This is a genomic window from Chryseobacterium sp. B21-037 (assembly GCF_028570785.1).
In the GTDB taxonomy this organism is placed as follows: Bacteria; Bacteroidota; Bacteroidia; order Flavobacteriales; family Weeksellaceae; genus Chryseobacterium; species Chryseobacterium proteolyticum.
In genome coordinates, this window is the sequence record NZ_JALGCB010000001.1 from 2,400,228 (window position 1) to 2,421,022 (window position 20,795).

The following is a 20,795-nucleotide window of genomic DNA, read 5'->3' on the forward strand; positions in this document are numbered from 1 at the left end:
TTTCTTCTATATTTATTTTTTACTGTTTAATCATTGGAAGGCTGAGGGATGCTAGAATTTTAATTACAAAAACGATGAAAGAAGACCGAATCTTGGCCTTCTTTCATCAAAGCATCGAATAATGAGGATTAGATAATCGACTCAAATAATTAACAAAGCTTATCACTAGTCACCCAGTAAAGATTGAACGCCTTTGAGATTATTTTCCATTCTCCATCAATCAACAACATAGATAGGTAGTCGGTTGAACCTACCTCGCCCTGTAGATTTTCCAGTTCCACTAAAACCACAGCAGCGGTTTCAGCCTTATGTAGTATACTTATATGAGATTTTACATCTGATGCAGGTCCGTTTTCGGCAGTGAAATCAAATAAGAATTGAAGTTTTGTAATCAGCTTGCCATCCGGCATTATACCTGACATAAGTCCATCGGGATGAAAAGTTTGTTTTAATTGATCTATATTACCGGTTTTTAAGCCCTCAACGTATATTTGTGCTACATTAAGGATCGCATTGTAGTCAGCGATTGAATTGACATTGTCAGTGTTTTGCATTGTTATAAAATTTTAAATGTTTATGTTTAATATAACCTGAATTACTCAGGCAGTCTTTTTTATGTGTTTGATTTAATGGGCATGAGATAATTGATATACCTTCGATATGATTTTCCAAGATCCATTGACCTTCATCAGAGAAAGGTGATCTGTGGAATTTTGGCAAGGAGAGGTATTTTTAAGTTCAGCAAGTACCAAGGCCGTATTGTTCGTCAGATGCAATATGGTATTCTTGGAAGTAACATACGGTAAGGGACCATTTTTTTCAATGGTACCATATAAACGTTCAATATTTCCTTCACTAGTCTTATTTTCGACAGATAGCCCGTACATGATTGCATTATCATGGAAAGCATTCTGGAGCAGATCTACACGACCAGATCTCAATCCCACAATATAAATTTCGATTACCGCAAGGATTGCTTTTTTTTCTTCCGCATTTGGAATGAGCGAATCCGGGGATTCGTGTTTAGGCATTTCCATAATTTTTGGATACAATGGTTTACTTTGCGTAGGACAAATGATATACCTTCGAAATGATTTTCCACTCTCCATTGATTTTCATTAGTGAAAGATAATCAGTAGAATTCTCATGCGAAGCGGTGGTTTTAAGTTCTGCCAGTACAGAAGCTGTATTGGAAGTCTGATGCAACACGCTATTTGTAGAAGTAACATTTTTAAGGGCACCATATTTTTCAATGATGTCATAAAGATGCTGTACGCTGCCCTCCGTTATTTTATTTTCAATAGAATAACCGTACATAATGGCTTCTTTGTGGAAGCATTTCTGTAAGAGGTCAACGCGACCAGTTCGCAGACCTTCAATGTATGTATCGATGACCGCTAAGATGGCTTTTGTATCTTCGGATCGCGACGTTAATAGCTTGTTAGATTTCGGGCTGCTTATTTCCGCTTTATTTGCTTGGCGGTGCTGAGGTTTTTGATTTGCTAGTACTCCCAGAGAGTATAGGCTTAATAGAACCAGGAATGCATTTTTCATTGCTTTTATTTTTATCTAAAGCAAAATTATGCTGATTTCCTCGGAGTTATTTTTCTAAACAGTCTATAGTTTTGTTCTATTTGGTTCAATTTTAACGATGATCCTTTTGTTAATCGCAATCTAGTTATCCTGCCTTAAACGGGTTGGGATAATACCATGATATTGCTTAAAGATCCTCGAAAAATGGGATACATTTTCAAAGCCTACAGAGTAGCAGATATCGGAAACAGTCATAGATGTAGTTTCGAGCATCTCTTTTGCCTTATTTAACCGTTTTTCACGTATATAGGTAGCAGGTGGTACATTGAAAGTCTGTTGAAAATCACGTTTAAAACTGGACAGGCTCCGACCAGACAGATAGGCCAGGTCCTCTAAACTGATGGGAGATGCGTAATGTCTTTCGATCACTTCGCGCAGGTCTGCGCGGACAGGTTGTTGCAGATGAAGAATCTGTTGAAATATCGTATCGCTGCAAATAGCTGTATCATATAACAACTCCATCATTTTACGACGCAATTGAGTTGGTTGAACCTTGTCGATATTTTTAAAAAAGGGGCCAGTCCATGCGAAAACGAGATCAGGCACTCATCCATCGGTTGAACAGAAGAAAGCAGGTCTCCAACAAAATCGTGTTTAATGATCTTTAAATCTGTACTGATTAAAAAATTTTTAATTAGATCATCTTTTAGGTAAACCATAAGGCAGTGAAACAATTTATTATTTGAAGAGTTACCTTGGCTTTGATATGTGATCAGTGTTGCTTTTTTAAGGAGCATCATCTCGTTTTATTGGCTTGAAATGATTGCTTTCCATACGCGACCTTTAGACTTCCCTCTAATACAAAAATAAGCAGGTTATCCTGGAGATACATAGTACCCTCTTCATCAAAATAATGTGTGCACTGTTCAATAACAGAGTGTCCATCTAGTGATAAAACGGCATCCGCAACTAAGTCATTATGATTCATGTCGAGCATTGTCTTTTTTTTCCTTTACAAATTTAAGATTTTAAACATCTCGTAAATTAGGATTTTAGGGTACTATTTCAATATGTTTTTTTTATCATCAAAGAAAAGAGAAGACGACATTACACTTCTCAATCTCACTCCGTAATTACGGATTAGTACAATTTTTAAATGCACAACAGATTATTAATTATAATCATTGTCACTAATGTCAATTCGAAAATCTAACCTGTCGAGTTATATTGCTCTTAGGATAGCAGGTTGATAGATACAGAAAATACAGTGCTACTTGCACTTAAGTGAGATTAATAACGAAGTGAATTATGAGATAGTTGAAGTTGTAGCACTGTAATTAAATTAAAAAGAATCTTCATCGTGCAGCGGTAACTGCGAAACATTTTTATAATAGTTTTTAGATTTACTAAAAACAAAAGCAATTAATGTAATAAAGAAAATACAAAATAGTAAAAGGGCTAGAGTTTGAAATAAACCTGTGTTATCTTCATTAACCAAATAATCTTTGAAATTTTGAGGTATCATTTAAATAAATTTAAATTAATTATTAGCTGTTTTAATTTGTGTTGTTTTAATATCTGTACCTAATCGTTGGAGATATGAAATAAGGGCTATAATTTCTTTCTTTTCAAGATCACCCTTCGGCCTTTGAGAATAAGCCTCTTTCAAATCGCTTGCCTCGGAAAATATGTCTTTTACAATTGAAGCGGCTTGATTATTAGCCCAAGAATCAGCAGAGTCAATTTGCCCTTTGGTGTAAGGAACATCATATATTGTTTTCATAAATATAACCTTATCTTTAGTTTTTGATCTGTCCAAGTCTTTACTGATTAACCATGGATATCTTGGCATAATCGATCCTGCAGAAGTTGATCTCGGATTATACATATGTTTATAATGCCATGAACTTGGATTCCTGCCTCCTTCTCTGTGCAAATCGGGACCCGTTCTTTTTGATCCCCATAAAAAAGGCCGATCATAAATAAACTCACCCGCTTTTGAGTACTCGCCGTTCTTCCCATTAAATCTTAAAATCTCATCCCGAAAAGGCCTGATCATCTGTGAATGACACACATTACAACCTTCACGAACGTAAATATCCCTTCCTTCCAATTCCAGAGGTGAATAAGGTTTTACGGTAGAAATTGTAGCAACTGTTTTATCTAATGATAAAGTGGGAACAATTTCAACTCCACTTCCTATAGATATTACAATCAGGGATAATACCAGTAAAATATACGGACTTCTCTCAATCCACAAATGAATTCCCTCACCTTGTCTTCTTTGAGTGCTTACAACAGAAAGTGCAGGAGCTTCTGCTTTAACAACTTTTTGAAAAGAACCCTTCTTGATTGTTGCAATCACATTGACAAGCATCATTATTGCTCCGGAAATATAGAATAAGCCAGCTACAAACCTCATTTTATAATATGGAATAATAGCAGCAACAGTATCCAACCAGTTTTTCCAAACCAGTGTACCATCGGGATTAAATTGCTTCCACATCAATCCTTGCGTAAAACCCGAGATATACATTGGAACTGCATAAAATATTATGCCTAAAGTACCTAACCAAAAATGCCAATTTACCATTTTCACAGACCATATCTTAGTCCTCCACATGATCGGAACCAAATAATAAATCATACCAAAAGCCATGAAGCCATTCCATCCCAATGCGCCTAAATGAACGTGCCCGATCACCCAATCAGTATAATGACCAATTTTATTAATTGTTTTTGTTGCCAAGAGTGGACCTTCGAAAGTTACCATCCCGTAGCATGTGACCGCTACTACGAAAAATTTCAGAATAGGATTTTCTCTAACTTTATCCCAGGCCCCTCTAAGAGTTAGTAGGCCATTTAGCATTCCTCCCCAAGATGGCGCAATTAACATAATAGAAAAACCAGTTCCCACAGCTTGAGCCCAAGCAGGAAGCGCTGTATATTGAAGGTGATGTGGACCGGCCCATATGTAAACGAAAATTAATGACCAAAAGTGAATGATTGATAATTTGTAAGAAAAAACAGGTCTTTCAGCAGCTTTAGGCAGGAAGTAGTACATCAGTCCTAAAATCGGCGTTGTTAATACAAAAGCCACTGCATTATGTCCATACCACCATTGAACCAGAGCATCCTTGACTCCAGAATACATTGAATATGATTTCCAACCTAAAAATGATAATGGTACTTCTAGGTTATTAAAGATATGCAACATAGCTAATCCGATCCAAGTTCCAATATAAAACCAAATGGCTACATAGAGGTGCCTTACTCTTCTTCTAGCTATAGTCATAAACATATTAATTCCAAATATGATCCATGAGATTGCAATCATTATATCAATAGGCCATTCATGTTCAGCATACTCCTTAGATGTATTTATTCCCATAAAGAAGGTAATAAATGTTGTCAGAATCATAATCTGCCAAGTCCAAAAGTGAACCCAAGATAATGTGGAACTAGCCATAGGCGTTTTTAACAATCGGGGTAAAGAATAATATACTCCGGTATAAACGCTGTTGCAAACAAAAGCAAAGATCACGGTATTTGTATGCAACATTCTTATTCTCCCAAACCCAAAAGCACCACTCGTATTTATTAATGATTGAATACCTCCGCCTCCTAGTGTTCGTATCGTACTGTCATCCGTCCCAAATAAAAATTCCGGAAGTTCGGGATAAAATAGCATTAATGCTGCTGTTAGACCGAATGTAAATCCTATTAAACAAAATGCTATTGTTGCATACAAGAATGCTTTTACAATTGTATTATCGTACTCAAACTTTTGCAACGTAACGCTGTTATTTTCCATTTATATTACATTTTTTAACGACTTAAAAAAAATTGAATAATATTCTTATATTTTGTAAGTCCACCAAATAATTTTCAAATGTATAAATAGAACAAAGTTCAATTATGGTACTATTTATGGAAAATATGGTCATATATAAAAACAAATAAAATAGCAGCTCACATGAATGATTGAAACTAAAAATTTTTCAAAACGTCAAATTCAAGGTAGACATGAAAATAAGTAATATATACTATTTTATACGTGATAATTACCTCCGTTAAAAAAAAGCATTAACTATTTTTGTAAGCTAATTTATTTTTCATTAAGATACCAATGATTAATATCGAAGTCCAAAAAGATTATTTGTAAAATTCAAAATGGATTTTCGGTTTGAATCTCTAAATTATGAACACTAATTTTAATATTGTAAGAAATATTCGTGAAGTGCACCTATTAAATTTAATTGAGAATGAATAAAACTTACCCAACATTTGATATTTGTAATCTAATTAGTAATAAACTTTCAAATGACGTTTTTAACGCAGATCGCTTTGAAGGTTATTTGCTAAATAATCCACCAATTGCAAATATCCATAAACATTCATTCTATCATCTTGTATACTTCACCTCTGGTACAGGAAATCATACAATAGACTTCACTAATTATAGGATAAAGGAAGGATGTATTTATTTTATGTCCCCAGGACAGGTGCATAATTGGGAATTTGAAACTGATGTAAGTGGTTTTGTAGTAAATTTTTCCGATATTTTTTTTAATCAATTATCTTTGAGCTCATGTATTCTCGATCAGTTTACATTTTTTGACGTTTTTTCAAGTATTCAAATGCTGGAAATTAAAACAGCGCAAAGGACAAAAATTATAGAAATTTTCGAGAATATTCTTCAGGAATTAGCCAATATAACTCAATTCACACCATTAATGATTGCCTCAAAAATGATTCAGTTGTTTATTCTTGTTAGTAGAGAATTACCTGAAGAAAGATTAGGAGCAATTAGAAATAATCATAATTATATTGTATTGAAGCAATTTCTCGATCTTATTGAAGATAATTTTAAAGATTTACGTTTACCACGTGATTATGCACCCTTGTTATACATAACTTCAAATCATCTTAACTTTTTATGCAAAGAGCAATTTAATATGCCCGCTGGAGAAATAATTAGAAAAAGAATATTATTGGAAGCCAAGAGATTATTGATAAATTATGAACTTTCAATAGCTAATATAGCGATGGAACTTAATTTTTTTGACACCTCTTATTTTATAAAATTCTTTAAAAAATACACAAATCTGACGCCCGAAGCCTTTAGGAGACAATTTTACGGTAATGCATAACCAATAAATATGAACTTAGGTGCTAAGTTTAGTCCAAATGACAGATTTTTATTAAAAAAAGTGTTCCAGATTACCTTTACCATTTTGTTCTATGAGCTGGATTCCATTCTATTAAAACTTTAGTTTGACTTTTAATCAAATTATTGCTCAAATATATTCTTCCTATTATAATTCTAATACATAACCGACATTTAAGTAATTTGTATAATAGGTAATTCTCATTGAAATTTGCAAACTCAATATAGAAATCTATTTAAGTTTATGAACAATAAATTTTTTGACAAGAGAATATTACCTCTTGCTGTGGGAGGATTGGGGATCGGAACAACTGAGTTTGCGATAATGGGACTACTTCCTTACATTGCTAAATCTTTAAAAATCACTATTCCTGAGGCAGGACATTTTATATCTGCCTATGCGATGGGAGTGGTAATAGGTGCACCAATAATCATTTTGTTAACTATTAAATATCCTCCAAAGAAAGTTTTATTTGCAATAATGTTACTTTTTGCTGTTTTTAATGGATTATCAGCTGTTGCAAATACTTACTCTCTGATGCTTATTTCACGTTTTTTGTCTGGGTTGCCACATGGTGCTTTTTTTGGAATCAGTACTGTAGTAGCCTCAGGCTTAGCTGAGCAAGGAAAGCAAGCGCGTTACATATCAATGGTGTTTTCAGGATTAACTTTAGCAAATCTTGCAATGGTACCTTTAATGACATATATTGGGCAAGTATTTCAATGGAACTGGGCGTTTGCAATCGTTAGTATTATTGGAATTATATCCTCTACCCTTATAATATTATTATTGCCAAATATTGGCTCAAAGAATGATTCACGTAGTTCTAAAAGTGAATTATTAATATTACAAAAATCTCAAATTTGGTACGTAATTTTTATTACAGCAACAGGATTCGGTGGACTGTTTGCTTGGCTTAGCTACATTTCTCCATTGACAACTGAAGTATCTCAAATCAGTATTGATAATGTTCCCTACGTAATGATAATAGCGGGAGCAGGAATGGTAGCAGGGAATTTGTTGGGAGGATATCTTTGTGACAAAATTGGTGCGGCCAAAGCAGCAATTACAATTTTAATAGTAACATCAATAATACTTCTAATTATTTTCTTTTTCTCTCATTATAAATTTATAAGCTACGTCTTTACATTTCTTTGTGGTGCGCTTTCATTTTCATTAATATCTCCTGCTAATCTTTTGATGTTTAAAGAGGCACCGGGTTCAGAGATGATATCCTCATCATTTATGCAAGCAGCATTTAATATTTCTAATGCATTAGGCGCATACTTAGGAGGAATTCCTCTATTATTTGGTCTGTCATATTCTTACCCTTCATTAGTTGGTGCAGGAATGACATTAATTGGACTGTGTATATGTTTGATATACATCAAAAAATATAATATCCAGTAAATCAGTTAAATTTATATTCAAAATCAATTACAATGAAATGGAATCTGGAATGGCTGCGAACTTTCAAAGCAGTATATGAAACAGGAACCTTATCTGCCGCTGCTCAGCTGCTTTTCATATCTCAACCTGGAGCAAGTTTACACTTGTCTTCTTTAGAAAGCTTTATAGGATACAAGCTTTTTGATAGAGCTGTCAAGAAAATGGTTCCCACAGAAAAAGGAAAAATACTTTATAATTTTATATTGGATCCGCTGGAAAAATTAGATGTTGGAGAAAAGCATTTCCATAAAAGGTCTTTGGATGAGAGGTCTACCCTATCTGTAGGAATGTGTTTTGAAACTTTTCAGTTTACACTGGAAGAAAATATGGATCAATTACCTTTCAATTTAATTATAAAGTTTGGAGATTACCGCCAGATGGAACATGATCTTGATAATGGTATTGTTGATTTGGTCGTAACGCATCAGCCTTCTACTCTCCCTAATCTTCAATATAAGGCATTCTCAAAAGAAAGAATTGTTCTTATTGCTGGAAGCGAAACAGAGACTGACAATCTTAAAGAACTATTTGCTAACGGGAATTATAAAGAAGCCACAGAGTTTTTGAAAAGACAATTATGGTATAGTACTGCAGCCGATATGGAACATCTAAAACATTTCTGGTTAAAACATTTTAATGGATTGCCCGATTTTAACCCTAATTTTATTGTTCCGAATATTTGTTCAATAATACGAGGGTTGAGCAATGGTAAAGGATTTTCAGTAGTTCCTGATTTTCTTTGCTATGAAGCAATTAATGAAAATAAAATCAAATTGATCTGGGAGGGTAACAATCCTCTAGAAAATACATTGTACTTCGGGACAAGAAAAAAAACTTTTTACACGAAGGAGATTGCGGAGCTCGAAGAACTTTTTAAAAAGAAAATGATTATCAAAAAATGAAACCGTATAGTTTTTTTAAATTTTGTTCTACTAGCTTATAGTACATAACAATAAATTCACCTTTCTATATAAAAATTAATTGCCATATTTAACTTAAAAGACCATAATGTAATAATGCAGCTTCTACTCCATTATTATCAACTTCTTCGGTAACAAAATCAGCTATTTTTTTAACATTTTCTCCAGCATTTCCCATCGCCACACCTATGTTCACAAATTTTAGCATAGAAATATCATTTCCACCATCGCCGAAAGCCATTGTTTCAGATACATCAATATTAAAATGTTCGCAAAAATATTGTATTCCTTTTTGCTTACTTACGCCACCTGGATTAACATGTGCAAACAAAGGTGTCCATCTTGACGACAGTGAATTTGGCATCACTTTCTGCATAAAAGATTCTTCATTCTCAGGGTCTATAAAAATGCTGACTTGCAAAACATTTTCTATATCTAGATCATCTTTATCGTACAAAGGTGGCACCGGTAGATTTAGATGAGTATACAATTCAACAACTTGCGGACTCACTGCACTTATTTTCACTTTATCTTCGTACATCAACGTAAACGTAAGCGCTGACCTTTCTGAATAATGAACCAAATTTTTGATATCATTAGAGTCGATAGACTGTCTATGCATTACATGACCGTCAGTTGTTATACAAAGAGCTCCATTATATGTTAGAAAGCCATCGAATTCAATATGTTTTATATGTCCGAGATCATTTATAGAGCGGCCTGTTGCCACAATGACTTTAATTCCTTTTTTGCGAAGTCTTTCTATTGCCTTTTGAGCAGACTCGGGAATTGTTCTGGTTTTTAAACTTATTAATGTACCGTCAACATCAAAAAAGACAGCCTTTATATTTGCATTACATATATCAAGCATACAATTATTTATAATAAAAATCTTTTAAAGATAAATTTTACTTCCTAGCCAAATGCGCTATTTTAAACACAAAGACTATTCAACATTATGGTTTTACTGACAAATGTTTATACATTATTCACAGCCATATCTTTTTTCATTGTACCATATTATTTAAAAATTTCCTTTCTGATTCTACTTAATGATTGTGGAGTAATTTTCAGATAGGAGGCGATGTGTTGCTGAGGAACTTGCAAACTTAATTCAGGATAGCGCTTGACAAATTCAAGATATTTGGTTTTTGCACTTCCAAAGTTTAAAAAATCATTGTCTCGCAATTTATTCAAGAGTGTAGATTCTGAAACACTTTTGAAAAAAATAACGAGATTTGGAATTTCACGCAGTAATTTTTCAAAATCTGTGAAATAGATCCAACATATTTCTGATGATATGACGGATTCAATAGAATCGGTAGCAGGTTGTGCAGAATAATAACTGATCATATCTGCAAAGAACTGGTTTTCTCTAATGAAATATTTTGTTACGTCATTACCTTTTTCATCCGTACAGAAAACCCTTAAGATTCCCCTCTCTATAAATACTATTTTATCGGCCGTATTTCCAGATTCTTGAAAATATTCTTCCGATTTTAATTTTTTTATTCGAAAAGAATCGGCAACAATTTTAATATCTTTTTCAGAAAGAAGACCGCCAAATGATAATGCTATTACTAATTTTTCCATTTAAACTACAATTTTATTCTCCAATACACTTTTAGCACACGAGAGTATGGCTTCTTTAGCAGATAGCGGCTCCCAGTGTAACTCTATTCCAGCTTTGCTAGAGTCAATTTTTCGTTTTACATTTTCAAGTAACACAGGTTTCAATAGTGGTTGAAAAATAGAAAATATTTTTGTAATAAAATCAGGAAGTACAAAAGTGGGTATTGTTCTTTCAGGATATTCCTGTTTTAGGATTTGTGCGATTTCTTTATAATTGTAATGCCCTGCAGATGCAATGTATCGATTATTTGCAGCCTGTGGCATCTCCATAGCTTTTACTAATAGATCAGCCACAGATCGAACATCTACAATATCGAACTCAATTTTAGGCAACGCCGGAAGACTTCCATTAAGAAGGCCTATGATAATATTTGCAGATGTGCCATAATCATTATCTATTACGGGTCCTAAAATAGCAGCCGGACAAATAGTAGTGAATTCTAATTTCGATTCTTTTTCATCAAGATAATCCCATGCCGCTTTTTCAGCAATAGTTTTGCTTCTATAATAAGCTGTCGTATCTTTAAGATTTGATTCATCTGTCCAATCATCTTCATCAAAGACAGCACTCAATTCATCTTTTGTCTTACCATAGGTTATAGTGCCCAATGCAGAAACCATAACTACTCTTTTTACACTGTTAGCAGTAGCGGCTTTCAAAATATTTAACGTACCCTTTTTAGCTGGCTCGATCAGATCATTTTCGTGCTTAGGAAGCTCGCGAGGAAAAGGTGAAGCAATATGCAGTACATAATCTACATCTTTTGTAAGATCAAGCCAGATTTCTTCATCACTTAAGTCGGCCTCTGCAAAAGTTAGATTGTTGATGTTCGTCGAGTATTTTCCTATTGTTTCTCTAATAGAACTAATTCGATCCTTGCTTCTCAATGTTCCAATTACATTAAAGCCTTTATTCAAAAGTTGAATAGTTGTGTGAGAACCTAAGAATCCTGTAACACCTGTTAATAATACTTTTTTATTATTCATTTTCTAATTCTTTTTACAAAGTTCCAAATCAATTGATGCTCAGCAATTAACAATTGGTAAAAAATAACATAATCTATTGCAAAACTGCTTATTGAAATAAACTTTTTATAATGAATATGAACCTAATATTCCAACACAGTGAAAACCGGATGCAAAGCCTAAACAATTTCAGATATGATCAATGCTATTTCCATATCACATCATAGTCGATTCGGTAGTCGGCTTTATTTTTTGTCCAGCTCAGTCTTAAAGTATAACCTCCGGCTTTTAAAACCTCTTTAGGAATAGTGAATGACTGATTACCATCTAATTTTATCGCCTTTTTGATGTCTAAATTCTGGTCCTCTACTCTGTTTAAAACAAAACTGAAGGTAGAATTTGTATTATTAATATCCTGAGGAAATTTCAGAGTAATTCCGTCTGCTGACTGAGAATAAACCGGTTTTTCTGCGAGATTGTCTGCTCTTTTTTTAGCATCAATAACGTTCTGGTACTGAAGTTCCTCTTCATAATAATATTCAGTTACCAATTCGGAGTTTTTTTGCCCGTTCGGAAATAAGAATAGCATTGATAAAATAAATATAATAAAAGAGGCAAGGGCTAAAACAATACCGTGTCCCCAAGTGAAATTTTTCATAATTTAAAATTTAAACTGTAATTTAAAAGAACCTTTAAAATATATTTGATAAGAGTTGACTAATTTTCCTTTCATGTCGTAAACTCCGATGTTAATGCTTTGTTTACACAAATTCAATATATCCTCACTGAAAGATCATCTACTCTTTCATTTCGTCGTCAAAAAGTATACGTACCGCCGGAGATTCATCATCTTCAAACTGGCCTCTTCTAGCATAAACAATAAATATTATTAGGAAAACAACAGCTAAAGATACGCTGCATAAGATCATTAAATATAGAATCTCCATATTGTGACAAATTTAAATTTTTAAGAAATTTTGCAATACTAATTCCGTTGGTTTTTATTGTGGGATAGCGGTAGCGGAAGTTGCAGAGATAAAGTCAGTATTAATAAAATCATTATCTCTATATTTTTTTTTCATTTTATTAAAATATCTGCGACCCAAAATCCAGGTCGAAAGAGTTGTAAATGAAATGACTGTAATGGAACTCATTGGCATTAGGATAGCGGCAAACAATGGTGAAATGTTTCCGGTGACAGCAAAACTTAATCCAAGAATATTATAAAGAATACTGATGCCGAATGTCATTTTCACGATGGTAATCGACCCTTTGCAGACATTAAAATAATCGTCAAGTCTGTAAACTCTGTCACCCTTCATAATCACATCAGAAGATGGTGTAAAACTATTCGTATCATCAGATATAGCAATCCCAACATTACTTTGCTTCAAAGCTCCTGCGTCATTTAATCCATCTCCGAGCATGCCAATTTTCATTCCGGCGTTCTGAAGTTTTTGAATATAATTGAGTTTATCCTCAGGACTTTGATTGAATGCCATCGAGGTAACATTTGGAATGATTGCTTTCAGCTGTAATTCTTCAGAAGAATTATCTCCGCTTAAAATAAATATTTTATAAAAGTTTAATCTCGAAAACAAGGTTTTAAGGTTTTCACGATATTCATTTTTAAATATAAACTTCCCCAAAAACTTTTCGTTTTTACTTATATAGACCGCCGTTTCAAGATTTTTTGATTCTTGCCCAATGTGTTTTGCAGAACCGATCTTATATAAATTTCCACGAACATTACCCTGATAACCTTTTCCTGAAATTTCATTAAAATTTTCTACCGGAAAATAACCATCATTGCAATTAATAAATTCGTAAAGAGATTTTGACAGAGGATGGTTTGAATTTTTCAGTAAGGTCTTCACATTACATAAATCAAACTCTTGCATGTCTCCTTCAAATTTGATATTCGACTTCTTCCTTTCAGTAATGGTTCCTGTTTTATCAAAAACAATAGTATCCAGTTTCGCTATTTTTTCAATTGTCAAAGTATCTTTTACATAAAATTTATTTCTACCCAAGATCCTCATAACATGTCCGAATGTAAATGGTGATGAAAGTGCCAGGGCACACGGACATGCAATAATTAAAATTGCAGAAACTACCTGATACATTTTTTCCAGATCGATGAAGTACCAATAAATTCCGGCAATGATTGCTATACCTACAATAATGAAAGTAAAATATTTACTGATTTCGTTGATTAGAGTGTCCAATCCTGTTTCATGCTTTTTAAAAGCCTCTTTGTTCCAGAGTTGGGTAAGATAGCTCTGGTCTACATTTTTAATTACTTCCAACTCTAAAGATGAACCGATTTGCTTCCCTCCGGCATAAATTTTATCACCAGGTTGCTTGCTGATGCTTTCACTTTCTCCTGTTATGAAACTGTTGTCTATATTACCCTCACCATTGATAAGAACTGCATCAACAGGTATTATCTCTTGGTTTCGGACCAAGATCCTATCCCCTACTTTAACTTCAGAAAGTAAAATATTCTCCTGTATCCCACCGAAGTCTACTTTTGTAACAGCAATTGGGTAGAATGACTTATAATCCCTATCGTAGGACAATGAGCTATAGGTTCTCTTCTGGAACATTTTTCCCATAAGCATAAAGAATAATAACCCGCATAACGTGTCAAAATATCCTGCGCCATAATCAGTCAAAACCTCATAAACACTTCTGCCAAACAAGACAAAAATTCCAAGAACTATCGGTACGTCAATGTTGACTATCTTATTTTTTAAGCCATACCAGGCAGATTTATAATAATCTGAAGCCGAATAAAACACAACTGGTAAAGCTAATATAAACATCAAAAATCTGAATAAGCCTTTATAATTTTCCATCCAAACATCATTACCCCCAATATATTCCGGAAATGCGAGAAACATTCCGTTACCAAAACCAAAACCGGCAATTGCCAATTTGACAAGCAAAGATTTATCTAAATGATCTTCATTTTTGTCAGCAGTTTCCAAACTTATAGAGGGTTTGTACCCCAGGTTAGTTAAAAATTTTGCCAATTCACTTAATTTTAAATCCTGATGATTAAATGAAATCTTCAAAGTTTTTCTTGTAAAATTCACCTGTGAATATTTTATATCCTTATTTAACATCTGAAGACTTTCCAGAAGCCAAATACAAGATGAACAATGAATTACAGGAATTTTAAACGTCACCAAACTTGTAGAACCTTCTGAAAAATCCGTAATAGTTGCAAAAATACTAGGAGTATCAAGGTAATCAAACTGAGAAGAATTCTCGTCGTTTGGTCGTATTCCGGCTCGGGCATTTAGTTCATAAAAATTTGTCAAATTATTGCTGTTCAAAATTTCGTAAACCGATCTGCAACCGTTACAGCAAAAAATTTTTTCATCAAAAGGAATTCTATCCTTTTCAATATCAAGCCCACAATGAAAACAATATTCAATCATCTCAAATTATTAAAAATTAAAAAAGAACTCAACTATTCTTGCTTACCAAATTTTGAACTGTAACGCATTGCTTTGATTATATGTTAAGATCTAGCAGAAGATGTTGTGCTTTATAGACTCTATAAATAAAATCGCACGATTGATCACAGTTTACTTAAAATCTTTTTGTCTACGTAAAAGGTTCCAAATGGGATCATACACGCAACCAATACTTTCCATGTAATCTCTTTAAATTTCCAATTTTGCTCAACACCAACACTTAAAGTATTAAATAAAAATAATAAGAATAGCGAACCGTGTATCGGTCCCATCATCTTGACCAGACCCGGATTATCAAAACCATATTTTAAAGGCACCGCAATAAAAATCAATGTTAATAATGAGATTCCTTCAAGAATGGCAATAATTCTCAAACGTCCGACTTTTGTTTTTAATAGATTTATCATAATTATCTCAAATAGGGTCTGTTGGCAAATGGTGAAAATGGCCATGGAATGGCTATGAAAATAATAACTAAAGCAATAATAAAGTAAATCAATATTGTTTTAAACTTCTCTCGATCTGTTGTTTTTCTTTTTGAAATTGAGGATCCGATAGTAATCAAAATGATTGAAAGCAGCATTAGGGAAATATGGATCATCCCGAAAAATAATACATCCGATGATTCTTTTGCTTCATCAAAATTGTTCCAAAAGTATTTAATGATCGGACTTTGAGAATACAGTATAATTCCCAAAACCAATTGAATATGAGCAATTGTAGCTGTCCAGTGTCTTACCGCATTATCAATTTTTAAAAATTCTCCCGAACTAAAGTAACCCTTGTAAGCTCTAAAAATAGAATATAATAAACTTAGTAAAACCAACCATCTAAGGATGGAGTGTAGAAATATAAGCGTCTGATACATTGTTTAAAATTTCAATGACGCAAAGATAATACAAAAACATACTAGTTAGAATGTTTTTTGATAAAAATTTTATTTTAGGCTAAGAAAATAGGTTTTAACCGCATTCAAAAAAGTAATGTAAACTGATTTTGAATTCTTAATTTTTCCAAGGTTTCTCACTCCCCAATAACCCGAAAGTATAAAAACTGCTACCTCGTCCCCTTTGACTGATCTATTTATATAACCTTTGTCTTTCCCTTTTTCTATGGAATTGATAATTGTTTTTTTCCACTCTAGAGAAAGCGTGTTTAGGGCCTTTGTGAATTCAATATTCCATGGAGCCATTTCCTGTGCGAAATTTGATGCCGGGCAACCATATTCAACCTTTAGATCTTCACTTTCCATCAACAGAAAATGTAGTAAATTATAAATGGTATCTAATGGATTTTCGTCCACATTAAAAGGATCAAGAAAGGTCTTTTTGAAACCAGGTATCATCAACTCATTGATAATTGCTAGACCCATATCGTCCTTAGTTTTGAAATGATAATAAAAAGCGCCTTTTGTTACTTGTGTTGTGGCAATAATTTCATCTACACTTGTTGTCTGATAACCGTGCATGTAAATGACTTCAAATGCTTTTTGAAGAATATTCTGCCGGGTTGCTTCTGATTTTTTCATATATAACGGGTTGAGCAAAGTAACAAATTTTTTAGAATTTTCACAACGCCACTATTTATAGTGATTGCTAATTTGGCTAAAATCTGTAATTGAAATCCTACTTATGAGAATGAATCTACTCTCAAATTACAACTTATCCAAAAAATGGTAATGATTGATATGAAAATTTAAGCTTGCTCTGTAAAAGCGGGCACAAATTTACCCTTTTCTGCTACAATTTCATTTCCCCAAATAGTGATTGCCTCTAATACAGGAATAAATGACTTACCAAAATTGGTCAAACTATAGACAACTTTTATTGGTGGTTTTTCCCCATATACTTTTCTTGAAACCAAACCATCTTTTTCCAATTGTTTCAGTTGAATACTTAAAGTCATTTCCGTGACAGAAAATAATTCCTTACGAATTTCACTAAAACGTTTCCCTTCATCTTTTAAATGGTAAAGAATTACTGTTTTCCATTTTCCTCCAACTAAATCCATTGCCAAACTTACGGAACAAGGGTAAATTTTTTTACCTAATACAACGTGTTTTCCTAAATATTCTTTCTTCATAATTCATAAAATTGAAAGCTATCTAAATTGATAGTTATTGCAAATCTATAAAACTAAAAATAATTTTGTAACTATAATTATTATAGTTTACAATATCAATAAAAAATCTTATGGCATTACTCATTCTAGCGCACCCAAATTTTGAAAAATCATTAGCGAATAAAGCAATTGTAGAGGAGCTTATAACAAGCGACATCAATGTAGAAATCAGAAACATTGCGTCATTATATCCAGATTACAATATCGATGCGAAAATTGAACAGGAATTTATTTTGAAACATAAGAATATTATTTTTCAGTATCCCATTTATTGGTATAATATGCCTGCTATCTTAAAACAATGGTTTGATGTTGTTTTAGAGTATGGTTTTGCTTATGGTAGTACGGGAGACAAATTGAAAGGTAAAAATTTCATTCCTAGTTTTACAGTCGGAGCCCCAGAAAAAGATTACAAAGCTTTAGGAGAACATCATTTTAAGGTTCACGAATTTTGCAAAAACATTGAACAAACTGCCTATTATACCCAAATGAATTACATTGATCCAATCTATTTTCACGATACATCCGTTAATTCGGGTTTCACCAAAGAAGAAATTATACTAAAAGCAAAACATCAGGCAAAAAACCTAATTGAATTCCTAAAGTCAATAGAATAAGTAATTTCATAATATGGTAACCAGAGATAAATAAAATTATAAGGTGATTAATACAGTTAATTTTTATTTCTGAAAGCAAATTATTGTCAATCGCAAAAATTATAAAAATCGTCATTTAGTTATCATAAGTGACGATTTTTCATTTTTAAATAATATAGCGAAAAAGCATCTGCCATAGTAACATGGCAAATGTTTTTTTCTATTAGACATTTATGTTTGAATACAATATTCATTTTTTTGAAATAAAATTTCTAGATCTGGAAATTGTAACCAAAATATCTTCTGAATCGCCAATAGGTACTCTCTGACAATACCTAACTTATATCAAAGAAACCAATTCGGCTATTCTGTTGGAGATACCAACTTCATTGTCATACCAGGCAACCACTTTGACCATTTTACCAATTGTCTTGGTCATGCTGCCATCGACAACGGAAGAGTGTTTGTTACCTAGAATGTCTGCCGACACAAAAGGTACTTCAGTATATTCCATAATACCATTTAATGAATTTCCGGCATAATGCTTAAAAAGATCATTAATCATTTCAGTAGATATCTCTTTGCTCAGATTTATTGACAGATCTACTATGGAAACATCAATAACCGGAACGCGGTACGAGAAGCCATCCAGCTTACCCTTTAAATTAGGCAAAACATCTCCGATAGCCTTCGCTGCACCTGTTGTTGTGGGAATAATTGAATACGACGCAGCTCTGGCACGACGTAGATCACTGTGAGGTGCATCCTGCAAGTTTTGATCTGCAGTAAAAGCATGAACAGTGGCCATAAAACCAGATTCCACTCCAAATTCCTTATCAAGGACATAAAGTATAGGCGCAATGCATCCAGTGGTACAAGATGCGGTAGAATAAATTTGATCAGTATAGACAGGTGGATTATTGACACCATGAACAATCGTTTCAACTCCACCTGACGCCGGAGCTGTTATAAGAACTTTTTTTGCTCCAGCCTCAATATGTGAATGTGCCATTTTTTTGTTAGTAAAGCGTCCTGTGGATTCAACTACCACATCTATCCCTAACTCTTTCCAAGGAAGATCGATAGGATTTTTTTCGTTGGTTATTATGATCTTCTTGCCGTTGATAAATATACTATTGTCATCAGTTGATATTTGCGACGGAAAAAGTCCATGAGCTGTATCGTATTTTAATAAATGAGCCAATGTTTTCACATCAGTCAAATCATTTATTGCCACTATTTCTACCTCGGGATGATTTTGAAGAGCTTTTAGAGTCATTCTTCCTATTCGGCCAAAACCATTAATTGCTATTTTCATAATGTTTAAATTTTAATTTTATTTATCATTTTTTTGTTCACTAATTTTTAAAAATAAAACTGAGCAAGGGTTGAATAAATTCATTGTTTTTTTTTAATGAAAGAATATTGCTGCTACCAGTTGCTTGTGTCTATGTGAGAATAGTTACGTATTCATACTCAATGCAATGATCAATTTACCCCTCCTCCGAGACTTCGATAAAGTTCGGATATTGCATTCAGTTCCGATCTTCTTATCAGTGCCAAATCCAGTTCGCTTTGCAGGACATTCCCTTGAGCAATAATAACTTCCAGATATGTAGCCATTCCATTATTGAACAAATCATTTGCTCTTGTTATAGCTTGTTGAAGCTTATTCAGTCTTTTTTCAGCAATTATTTCTTGTGATTTTAATTTTTCAATTTTGACCAGCGCATCTGAAACTTCACCCACAGCATTCACAACCGATTGCCTAAATTTCAGGACTGACTTTTCACGTTCTACCAGATCCACTTTATATTGAGTGCTCAGTTCTTTATGTTGTAAAAGAGGCTGCACAACACTTGCACCAACGATACCGAAGAGTGCCGCAGGAATATTAAACCATTCGCTCACCTTTAGAGAATTTACACCGCCACTTGCCGTTATTCTTAATGACGGATACAATTCAGCTTTACTTATACCTACTTTGGCGTTCGACAATAGAAGTTCGTATTCCCTACTTTTAATATCGGGTCTAAGCCTCAGTAATGTAGAAGGTAAACCAGCGGATAATGTTTCAGGAAGTATCACTTGTGCTGACAAGTTACTGCGGTTAATGGTAGCAGGGAGATCACCACTTAAAATGCGTAGAGCATTTTCCTGCTCAATAATATACTGTTCCAATTCCGGAATCAATTTTTGTGTTGCCAAAAGTTGGGCTTCAGCCTGCTCTACAGCAAGTGAGGTAACCTTACCCGACTCAAATTGTAAATTCATCATCTTAACAGTACTCTCATTCAGTAAGATGTTTCTTTGCGCAATTTTCAATTGTTCATCTAGCATTATCAAATTATAATAGCCCTGAGTTACATTTGCAATTAATTCAGTCTGTATTGCCTTACGTGCTTCATTGGTTAACAGATACGAAGCAAGAGCAACTTTGTTTTTGCTACGGATCTTACCCCATATATCTGCTTCCCAAGACAAACTAACTCCTGTAGTATAATCTTCCAGATGATTGGTTCCAAGAAACTGTGAAGTTGACATTCCATTCAGACTGCTATTCGAAGGATTGGTTATTGAAGATGTAATATTCAGCCCTACAACCGGTACATTATTCCATTTTGATTGTTTCAATCTTAATTGAGATTCTTCTACGTTTTTAAGTGCGATTTGCATATCATAATTTCTGATAATTGTACTGTCAATTAACTTCTGAAGTATTTGATCTTTGTAAAATTCTTTCCAGGGAACAGAAGCGATCGACATTGTATCCTCAGTCAACACATTACGAAATGTCGAAGGCAGTTCGGGTGCAGGTGTTTTCAAGTCCTTGGAGACTGTACAACCGATAATAATTAAAAGGATATTTGCTGTGACAGTTATTTTAAAGTATTTTTTCATTTCTTTAAGATGAATTTG

General features: G+C 33.5%; 23 protein-coding genes. 4 read left to right on the forward strand and 19 right to left on the reverse strand.

The features are described 5' to 3' along the window. Window positions 1-149: 149 nt before the first annotated feature. The 7 genes from MTQ00_RS10525 to ccoN form a co-directional block, all read right to left on the reverse strand. Window positions 150-554, reverse strand: coding sequence for a nuclear transport factor 2 family protein (locus tag MTQ00_RS10525; RefSeq protein ID WP_273648862.1), 405 nt, complete (start codon window positions 552-554; stop codon window positions 150-152). Between the two features lie 72 nt (window positions 555-626). Further along, window positions 627-1,031: a nuclear transport factor 2 family protein gene (locus MTQ00_RS10530; protein WP_273648864.1), complete on the reverse strand. Its 405-nt coding sequence runs from the start codon at window positions 1,029-1,031 to the stop codon at window positions 627-629. 25 nt (window positions 1,032-1,056) lie between these two features. Further along, entirely contained in the window at window positions 1,057-1,554 is a 498-nt protein-coding gene (locus MTQ00_RS10535; RefSeq protein ID WP_273648866.1) for a nuclear transport factor 2 family protein, read from the reverse strand. Window positions 1,555-1,674: 120 nt separating this feature from the next. Continuing rightward, window positions 1,675-1,962, reverse strand: coding sequence for a helix-turn-helix domain-containing protein (locus MTQ00_RS10540; protein ID WP_273648867.1), 288 nt, complete (start codon window positions 1,960-1,962; stop codon window positions 1,675-1,677). 92 nt (window positions 1,963-2,054) lie between these two features. After that, window positions 2,055-2,252: a hypothetical protein gene (locus MTQ00_RS10545; protein ID WP_273648868.1), complete on the reverse strand. Its 198-nt coding sequence runs from the start codon at window positions 2,250-2,252 to the stop codon at window positions 2,055-2,057. Between the two features lie 77 nt (window positions 2,253-2,329). Further along, the gene (locus tag MTQ00_RS10550; protein WP_273648870.1) at window positions 2,330-2,530 is read right to left on the reverse strand and encodes a hypothetical protein; all 201 of its coding nucleotides are present in this window, start codon (window positions 2,528-2,530) and stop codon (window positions 2,330-2,332) included. Window positions 2,531-3,073: 543 nt separating this feature from the next. Continuing rightward, window positions 3,074-5,347 (reverse strand): cytochrome-c oxidase, cbb3-type subunit I, encoded by a 2,274-nt coding sequence (ccoN, locus tag MTQ00_RS10560; protein ID WP_273648872.1) that lies wholly within the window; start codon window positions 5,345-5,347, stop codon window positions 3,074-3,076. Between the two features lie 451 nt (window positions 5,348-5,798). On the opposite strand from ccoN, the gene MTQ00_RS10565 reads away from it, so the two are divergent. The 3 genes from MTQ00_RS10565 to MTQ00_RS10575 all read left to right on the forward strand — a co-directional run bounded on the left by MTQ00_RS10565 (window position 5,799) and on the right by MTQ00_RS10575 (window position 9,055). After that, entirely contained in the window at window positions 5,799-6,686 is an 888-nt protein-coding gene (locus MTQ00_RS10565) for an AraC family transcriptional regulator (RefSeq protein ID WP_273648873.1), read from the forward strand. 261 nt (window positions 6,687-6,947) lie between these two features. Beyond that, a complete protein-coding gene (locus MTQ00_RS10570; protein ID WP_273648875.1) occupies window positions 6,948-8,114 on the forward strand; it encodes an MFS transporter in 1,167 nt (388 codons plus the stop codon). Window positions 8,115-8,146: 32 nt separating this feature from the next. Further along, window positions 8,147-9,055 carry a LysR family transcriptional regulator gene (locus tag MTQ00_RS10575; RefSeq protein WP_273648877.1) on the forward strand — a complete coding sequence of 303 codons (909 nt, stop codon included), beginning with the start codon at window positions 8,147-8,149 and terminating at the stop codon, window positions 9,053-9,055. 88 nt (window positions 9,056-9,143) lie between these two features. On the opposite strand, the gene MTQ00_RS10580 is transcribed toward MTQ00_RS10575, so the two are convergent. The 10 genes from MTQ00_RS10580 to MTQ00_RS10625 form a co-directional block, all read right to left on the reverse strand. Further along, on the reverse strand, window positions 9,144-9,944 hold the full coding sequence (locus MTQ00_RS10580; RefSeq protein ID WP_273648879.1) for a Cof-type HAD-IIB family hydrolase: 801 nt from the start codon (window positions 9,942-9,944) through the stop codon (window positions 9,144-9,146). Between the two features lie 149 nt (window positions 9,945-10,093). Continuing rightward, window positions 10,094-10,666, reverse strand: coding sequence for a Crp/Fnr family transcriptional regulator (locus MTQ00_RS10585; RefSeq protein ID WP_273648881.1), 573 nt, complete (start codon window positions 10,664-10,666; stop codon window positions 10,094-10,096). Beyond that, window positions 10,667-11,692, reverse strand: coding sequence for an SDR family oxidoreductase (locus MTQ00_RS10590; RefSeq protein ID WP_273648882.1), 1,026 nt, complete (start codon window positions 11,690-11,692; stop codon window positions 10,667-10,669). It lies immediately after the preceding gene. Between the two features lie 184 nt (window positions 11,693-11,876). Further along, a complete protein-coding gene (locus tag MTQ00_RS10595) occupies window positions 11,877-12,329 on the reverse strand; it encodes a FixH family protein (RefSeq protein ID WP_273648884.1) in 453 nt (150 codons plus the stop codon). 139 nt (window positions 12,330-12,468) lie between these two features. Beyond that, window positions 12,469-12,618: a cbb3-type cytochrome oxidase assembly protein CcoS gene (gene ccoS, locus MTQ00_RS10600; protein ID WP_273648886.1), complete on the reverse strand. Its 150-nt coding sequence runs from the start codon at window positions 12,616-12,618 to the stop codon at window positions 12,469-12,471. 54 nt (window positions 12,619-12,672) lie between these two features. Beyond that, entirely contained in the window at window positions 12,673-15,120 is a 2,448-nt protein-coding gene (locus tag MTQ00_RS10605) for a heavy metal translocating P-type ATPase (RefSeq protein ID WP_273648888.1), read from the reverse strand. 143 nt (window positions 15,121-15,263) lie between these two features. Then, the gene (locus MTQ00_RS10610) at window positions 15,264-15,566 is read right to left on the reverse strand and encodes a DUF3817 domain-containing protein (RefSeq protein WP_273648889.1); all 303 of its coding nucleotides are present in this window, start codon (window positions 15,564-15,566) and stop codon (window positions 15,264-15,266) included. A gap of 2 nt (window positions 15,567-15,568) precedes the next feature. Further along, complete coding sequence (locus MTQ00_RS10615; RefSeq protein ID WP_273648891.1) at window positions 15,569-16,027, reverse strand: hypothetical protein; 459 nt, start codon at window positions 16,025-16,027, stop codon at window positions 15,569-15,571. Between the two features lie 69 nt (window positions 16,028-16,096). Continuing rightward, window positions 16,097-16,687, reverse strand: coding sequence for a TetR/AcrR family transcriptional regulator (locus tag MTQ00_RS10620; protein WP_273648892.1), 591 nt, complete (start codon window positions 16,685-16,687; stop codon window positions 16,097-16,099). Window positions 16,688-16,854: 167 nt separating this feature from the next. After that, on the reverse strand, window positions 16,855-17,241 hold the full coding sequence (locus MTQ00_RS10625; protein ID WP_273648894.1) for a winged helix-turn-helix transcriptional regulator: 387 nt from the start codon (window positions 17,239-17,241) through the stop codon (window positions 16,855-16,857). A gap of 110 nt (window positions 17,242-17,351) precedes the next feature. Here MTQ00_RS10625 and MTQ00_RS10630 point away from each other — a divergent pair, with 110 nt between their 5' ends. Beyond that, window positions 17,352-17,897: an NAD(P)H-dependent oxidoreductase gene (locus tag MTQ00_RS10630; protein WP_273648896.1), complete on the forward strand. Its 546-nt coding sequence runs from the start codon at window positions 17,352-17,354 to the stop codon at window positions 17,895-17,897. 319 nt (window positions 17,898-18,216) lie between these two features. Here MTQ00_RS10630 and gap read toward each other — a convergent pair whose 3' ends face one another. Continuing rightward, on the reverse strand, window positions 18,217-19,194 hold the full coding sequence (gap, locus tag MTQ00_RS10635) for a type I glyceraldehyde-3-phosphate dehydrogenase (RefSeq protein WP_273648898.1): 978 nt from the start codon (window positions 19,192-19,194) through the stop codon (window positions 18,217-18,219). 170 nt (window positions 19,195-19,364) lie between these two features. Beyond that, window positions 19,365-20,777 carry a TolC family protein gene (locus MTQ00_RS10640; protein ID WP_273648900.1) on the reverse strand — a complete coding sequence of 471 codons (1,413 nt, stop codon included), beginning with the start codon at window positions 20,775-20,777 and terminating at the stop codon, window positions 19,365-19,367. Window positions 20,778-20,795 lie beyond the last annotated feature (18 nt).